This window comes from Psychromonas sp. MB-3u-54, assembly GCF_002836415.1.
Taxonomy (GTDB): Bacteria; Pseudomonadota; Gammaproteobacteria; order Enterobacterales; family Psychromonadaceae; genus Psychromonas.
Window position 1 is genome coordinate 1 of the sequence record NZ_PJBP01000161.1, and the last position, 5,979, is coordinate 5,979.

Genomic DNA, 5,979 nt, shown 5'->3' on the forward strand with positions numbered 1-5,979 from the left:
CTTTGACGAACCCACTTCAGCACTCGATCCTGAAATGGTATCGGAGGTACTGGATGTGATGGTTGAACTGGCCGATGAAGGGATCACTATGATTTGTGTAACCCATGAAATGGGCTTTGCTAAAAAAGTGGCAGACCGAGTGATCTTTATGGATGCGGGACAAATTATCGAAGAGAATGAACCCCATGAGTTCTTTGATAATCCGCAATCGGATCGTTTAAAACTCTTTTTAGATCAGATTTTATCGCATTAAAAAAACTGGCCAACACTAAAAATTCTTTGATAATCCGCAATCGGATCGTTTAAAGCTCTTTTTAGATCAGATTTTATCGCATTAAAAAATACTGGCTAACACTGAAAAAGCATGTTTTAAACATGCTTTTTTTATGCCGGTGATAACGCTTGATAGTGAAACTCATGATCGTGCATTAATCCTTATTGTCATAGTCTAACCATTTTTATTTAATATCTAATCCATTCATTTTAACCCTATAAATGAATGGAATATCATCAGATATGTTATGATTTTTGAGTGGTTAATGATGTTCTGCTGATACACCAAATATCGATTCGTTGTGCCCCTGCTTCTAATAGCGTGTGGCACAAACTATTTACGGTCGCGCCGGTGGTGACAACATCATCGATAATGACAATATAAGCACCTGTTATCTCCTGCTGCCTCGATCGGCTGATAGAAAAAGCCCCGTTTAAATTTTTTTTTCTGTTATATAATGTAAGCCCTTCCTGCGGTATTGTGCTTATGTGGCGCTCGACCCCTTCTAATAAGAGTGGCGTTTTTAATCGTTTTGCGATCACCTTAGCGATGATCGTGGCTTGATTAAAACCGCGAGTACGCTGTTTTTTTGTGTGTAAGGGCACGGGTAATAAATAATCGACTGCGCTTATCTGCTGCGCGGATAAATTAAGCATAATCGATTCCGTGAGTAATTCGCCCAATAGTTCTCCGTAAAGCAACTGTTTCGTATATTTTAATTTTTTAACCATCTGAGAATAGGGCGGTTGGTAATTTCCAAGTGCGTGTAATTGTTCAAATAAGTGTGCTTTTTTTAAACAATCTCCGCAAAAGGGTAAAGAAGTATTCAATGCTAATCCGCAGCGTTGACAGCAGGTTCTCGGTTCGAGTAGTGCCCTTTGGCAATGTTCACAGATCAGCTTGTCATGGCTTGACAATTCGCACATTAAACACCGGGCAGGTAAGCATTGTGCGATTAATTGTTTGAATTTTTGTTTAATAAAGGTAGCAACTGTTTGCACCAGCGTTTATCCCATTAAAAGAGAGAGACTGTGATTATAGAACAAAGTGTATATTGCCGTGTGCTGGGTGAAGGTCCCGATTTGATATTATTACATGGCTGGGGGGTGAACTCTGCTGTTTGGAACCCGGTGCTTGAAGGATTATCTGCTCATTTTCGAGTGCATTTAATTGATCTTCCCGGATTTGGCAACAGTGAAGAATTAGCTGAATATTCTCTGGATACAATAGTCGAGCGTATTATGGAAAGGGTACCGGAGCAGTCGATCTGGTGTGGTTGGTCGCTGGGTGGTTTAATCGCGAGTCATGCCTGTTATTTATACCCCGATAAAATTGCTAAATTAATTCAAGTTTGTACTTCGCCAAAATTTGTTGGCGACGAACTTTGGCCGGGTGTTGAGACTATTGTGTTTGAAAACTTCAAATCGGGGCTGCTGAAAAATGCCAATAAAACATTGGCACGCTTTATCGGCATTCAAGCAATGGGATGTCAAAGTGCACGTAAAGACACGCTTATATTAAAGAAACTTTTAACGGATACAAAGCAAGCCTCTTTGAGGGCTTTAAGCGAAGGCTTGGATCTTCTCAGTGAGAGTGATTTACGAATGGAATTTGTTCAGATTAGGCTCCCCTGTTTATCCATTTTTGGACAGTTTGACGGTTTAGTTCCTATCGAAACAAGTGTTGCGATGCAGCAATTACTGCCAGATTCCCTGCAAAAAGTATTTATGTACTCATCGCATGCGCCATTTGTTAGTGAGCCTGAGGAATTTATTGATAATATTATTAGTTTCTCGCGAATCAAAAATTAATTTTTATTCCTGCTTATTAGGGGGCAATATCTTTATGGATCTTTGTTTAACTTATGAAGAGGGGAGTCTGTTTATATTAGCAGAAAGTAAAAAGAGGTTGTTATCTTTAAAGGATGAAAATTGATTGAAAGCCAGCATGAGTAAAATCACACTGTCATTCAATCAATCAGATATTAGTAATGTCCCGCGCAACAGCTATCAGCTTGCGCGAGTTTACTTTTATTGCCGCTGCATTACTGCTGAACGGATTCTTTTTCTTCGTGATTGACTTCACAACTGCTGTCCGCTGAGTGAGTATGACCGTGAGCTAATTCTTCTTCGCTTGCCGCACGAACCGCTACAACTTCACCTACAAATCGTAAAGCCATGCCAGCGAGAGGATGATTTGCATCAATACTTACATTTTCTTCACCCACTTCGGTGACTTCAACGGAGCGTGGTCCCTGGTCTGTTTCAGCTTGGAATGACATACCCACTTCAATTTCATCAACACCTTCGAATAAAGAACGCGGTACTTGTTGTACTAATTCGTCCTGAAAAAGACCATATGCATCTTTAGCTTCTAATTCAACGTCAAATTTATCACCAAGCTGTTTGCCTTCTAATTCAGCTTCTAGGCCTGGTACCAAATAATGTGAACCTTGAATGAATTCAAGTGGAGCACCATTTTCAGTGCTGTCTAACGCGTTGCCATCTACTTCTGAAACGCCGAAGTGGATTGAAACCACCGAGTCATTTGTAATTTTCATATTATTTCTCATTATTTAAGTTTTATTCAATTTCATTCGGATCAAACACCCCTATGATTTGCTCAAATTGGCGTGTTGCCGATGTTGCTTGCTTAGGTGTTTGCGATTGTGTGTGACCACAAGATACACACCTTAGAGTTTCAACTGCATTTTCCAGTGTCAGAGCGATACTGTCAAGCTCATTGCATTTTGGACAGGTTGCGCCCGCGATAAAACGTTTTTTGTTTTTTGTTAATGCCATTTTTTTAATAATCTATTTGATCCATCATTATCCTATGGTAACGAAATTGTATTTGATTACCAACTGCTATGGCTCAACTTTGTAAAGTCCGTTATTATTACCCTTATTTTCGCTTCTATAATATTGAGAAGATCTATTTATGATTGTGGCTAGTAATATTGAATTAATTCGCGGCGGTAAACCTTTACTTGTAAATGCCAGTGCAACAATCAACCCACATCAGAAAGTGGGATTAGTCGGGGCTAATGGCTGTGGTAAATCAAGTTTTTTTGCACTTTTAAAGCAAGAAGCACAGATAGATAATGGTGAGTTGAGTATTCCACAGCATTGGCGTATGGCAAGTGTCGCTCAAGAAACCCCTGCGCTGGATATGAATGCGCTGCAGTACGTCATTGACGGGGATCATGATTTTAGAGCGTTACAGCATCAACTGAAAGAGGCTGAGGCTGCTAATAACGGCAATAAAATAGCTGAACTGCATGGTAAACTCGACCATGCGGGGAGTTATACCATCGAATCCCGTGCCGCTGAATTACTGGCAGGTTTAGGCTTTCCAGAGCCGGATCAAAGTCGCTCCGTCAGTGATTTTTCGGGTGGCTGGCGTATGCGCTTAAATTTAGCGCAAGCTTTACTTTGTCCTTCTGACTTATTATTACTTGATGAACCAACCAATCATCTTGATTTAGATGCGGTCATTTGGTTGGAAAAATGGTTACGTCAATATGCAGGCACATTAATTCTAATATCCCATGATCGTGATTTCATTGATACTATCGTTGATAAAATCATCCATATAGAACAGCAGCAACTTCATGAATATACAGGTAACTACAGCAGCTTCGAACGTCAACGGGCTGAAAAGCTAGCACAGCAGCAGTCCTCTTTTGAAAAGCAGCAAACGCAAATGAGTCATATGCAAGATTATATTGACCGTTTTCGTTATAAAGCCAGCAAAGCGAAACAAGCACAAAGCCGTATTAAAGCATTGGAAAAAATGGAGCAATTATTACCCGCGCATTTGGATAATCAATTTAGTTTTTCCTTTAGAAAACCCGATTCCTTGCCGATGCCGTTATTAACCTTAGAAAAAGTGAGTGCCGGTTATGACGACCTATTGATTCTTGACAAAATTAAATTAAATCTTGCGCCGGGCAGTCGAATCGGTTTATTGGGTCGCAATGGTGCAGGCAAATCAACACTTATTAAACTAATATCAAACCAAATTAAGCCTCTTTCGGGTAAATTGGAGATTAATCCAAAGGCTAAAATTGGTTACTTCGCCCAGCATCAATTAGAGCTTTTATCTCTGGATGAAACACCAATGCAACACCTTGCCCGGTTTGCAGCCGATGAAAAAGAAGTCACATTACGAAACTTTTTGGGTACTTTTGGTTTTCAAGGGGATAAGGCGTTAGATAAAGTCAGGCCATTTTCGGGGGGAGAAAAAGCGCGTTTAGTGTTGGCCCTATTAGTGTGGCAAAAACCCAACCTGTTATTACTTGATGAACCGACCAACCACCTTGATTTGGAAATGCGCCATGCACTGACTATGGCACTGCAAGAGTTTGAAGGTGCAATGGTAATAGTCTCGCATGACCGTCATTTGTTACGCACCACAACCGATGATTTATATTTAGTGCATGATCATAAAGTAGAGCCTTTTGTGGGTGATCTTGATGATTACCATAAATGGTTATCGGAACAACAACGTATTGAAAAACAACCAGTTCAAGACATTGAAAGTGTTAACTCATCGACTGTTAATCGTAAAGAACAAAAGCATTTAGAAGCTGAATTTCGTAAAAAATTAACACCTTATAAAAAGCAGCTCAACAGTTCAGAAAAGTTAATGGAAAAATTGAGTCAACAATTAGAAGAGATAGAAAAGCAACTGGCAGATCCTGCAATATATGAACACGCACAAAAGGCACGCTTAACCGAGTTATTAAAGCAGCAGGGCGAGTTAAAAGAGTCACTCGAAGAAGCGGAAATGGCTTGGATGGATGCACAGGAAAAAATTGAATTAATGGAAGCTGAATTTGAAGAGGTCATTTAATTACTTGAATTTTAAATTTGTCTTGTTCATAATCATTTGCACATCAACGACATATATAAAGGAAATTACATGAGTTTTGAAAGCAATGAATACTTTGATGGCAATGTGAAATCAATAGCATTCCAAAGCGCAACATTACCTGGAACACTTGGCGTAATGGATATCGGTGAATACACTTTTGATACTAATGCTTACGAGTTTATGACAGTCGTAAACGGTGCTCTGACGGTTAAACTACCTGGCGCAACGGACTGGAAAACATTTAATGCTGGTGAAACATTTGAAGTAGAAGCAAATGTGAGCTTTGATGTTAAAGTAGCAGTACAAACTGCATACCTTTGTCTTTATAAATAATAGTATCGACAAAGAGTAATGAACAAAAAAAGGAGCTTAGCTCCTTTTTTTATGCCCGTAATATAGAAAAATAGATTTTTTTGAATCAAAACAGAATGTTTAAAGAGATAATTTATGCTTAACAGTTAAAAAATAAGCACTCTTTAGCTGATAAATGAGCACATTGATTGTTAAATAATCGTTCGAACATTTTATTGAAATAATAGTCAATAAAGCCCTTGCCAAGGTTCATAAAATCCCTATAATGCGCCCCACGGAAACGGGAAAGACGCAAGTCAAACCGGTTACTTAGAACGAAAGAGATTAAGTTTTTAATAACGTTAAGCGTTGATTAAAAACATTATAATTTCATGTTTTAGCAAGATTAATAATCCTGATAAAACATTGAAAAATTAATCTTGACATCGTTTGCAGGTAGCGTAATATACGCACCTCGCCGAAAGGCACGCTCTTTAACAATTTAATCAAACAATCTGTGTGGGCACTTATTGTTG

6 protein-coding genes and 1 pseudogene are annotated in these 5,979 nt (G+C 39.0%); 4 read left to right on the plus strand and 3 right to left on the minus strand.

Annotated features, from left to right (window positions below; all coding sequences use genetic code 11):
* Positions 1–253 (plus strand): annotated as a pseudogene (locus tag CXF72_RS11745) (amino acid ABC transporter ATP-binding protein); the annotation flags it as partial.
* 266 nt (positions 254–519) lie between these two features.
* On the opposite strand, the gene CXF72_RS11750 reads toward CXF72_RS11745, so the two are convergent.
* On the minus strand, positions 520–1,104 hold the full coding sequence (locus CXF72_RS11750) for a ComF family protein (RefSeq protein WP_232784968.1): 585 nt from the start codon (positions 1,102–1,104) through the stop codon (positions 520–522).
* 201 nt (positions 1,105–1,305) lie between these two features.
* Here CXF72_RS11750 and bioH point away from each other — a divergent pair, with 201 nt between their 5' ends.
* Positions 1,306–2,085, plus strand: coding sequence for a pimeloyl-ACP methyl ester esterase BioH (gene bioH, locus CXF72_RS11755; protein ID WP_101039206.1), 780 nt, complete (start codon positions 1,306–1,308; stop codon positions 2,083–2,085).
* 233 nt (positions 2,086–2,318) lie between these two features.
* Here the strand turns inward: bioH and slyD are convergent, their stop codons facing one another.
* A complete protein-coding gene (gene slyD, locus CXF72_RS11760) occupies positions 2,319–2,834 on the minus strand; it encodes a peptidylprolyl isomerase (RefSeq protein ID WP_101039207.1) in 516 nt (171 codons plus the stop codon).
* A gap of 22 nt (positions 2,835–2,856) precedes the next feature.
* Positions 2,857–3,075, minus strand: coding sequence for a YheV family putative zinc ribbon protein (locus tag CXF72_RS11765; protein WP_101039208.1), 219 nt, complete (start codon positions 3,073–3,075; stop codon positions 2,857–2,859).
* Positions 3,076–3,214: 139 nt separating this feature from the next.
* On the opposite strand from CXF72_RS11765, the gene CXF72_RS11770 reads away from it, so the two are divergent.
* Together CXF72_RS11770 and ppnP are read left to right on the plus strand one after the other, a co-directional pair.
* Positions 3,215–5,131 (plus strand): ABC transporter ATP-binding protein, encoded by a 1,917-nt coding sequence (locus tag CXF72_RS11770; RefSeq protein ID WP_101039209.1) that lies wholly within the window; start codon positions 3,215–3,217, stop codon positions 5,129–5,131.
* Positions 5,132–5,200: 69 nt separating this feature from the next.
* Complete coding sequence (ppnP, locus tag CXF72_RS11775) at positions 5,201–5,485, plus strand: pyrimidine/purine nucleoside phosphorylase (protein WP_101039210.1); 285 nt, start codon at positions 5,201–5,203, stop codon at positions 5,483–5,485.
* The last annotated feature ends 494 nt before the right edge of the window (positions 5,486–5,979 follow it).

Bases quoted from the DNA above. Each gene is read 5' to 3' on its own strand.
- CXF72_RS11770 (WP_101039209.1), top strand. From the start codon at position 3,215: ATGATTGTGGCTAGTAATATTGAATTAATTCGCGGCGGTAAACCTTTA.
- slyD (WP_101039207.1), bottom strand. From the start codon at position 2,834: ATGAAAATTACAAATGACTCGGTGGTTTCAATCCACTTCGGCGTTTCA.
- ppnP (WP_101039210.1), top strand. From the start codon at position 5,201: ATGAGTTTTGAAAGCAATGAATACTTTGATGGCAATGTGAAATCAATA.
- CXF72_RS11765 (WP_101039208.1), bottom strand. From the start codon at position 3,075: ATGGCATTAACAAAAAACAAAAAACGTTTTATCGCGGGCGCAACCTGT.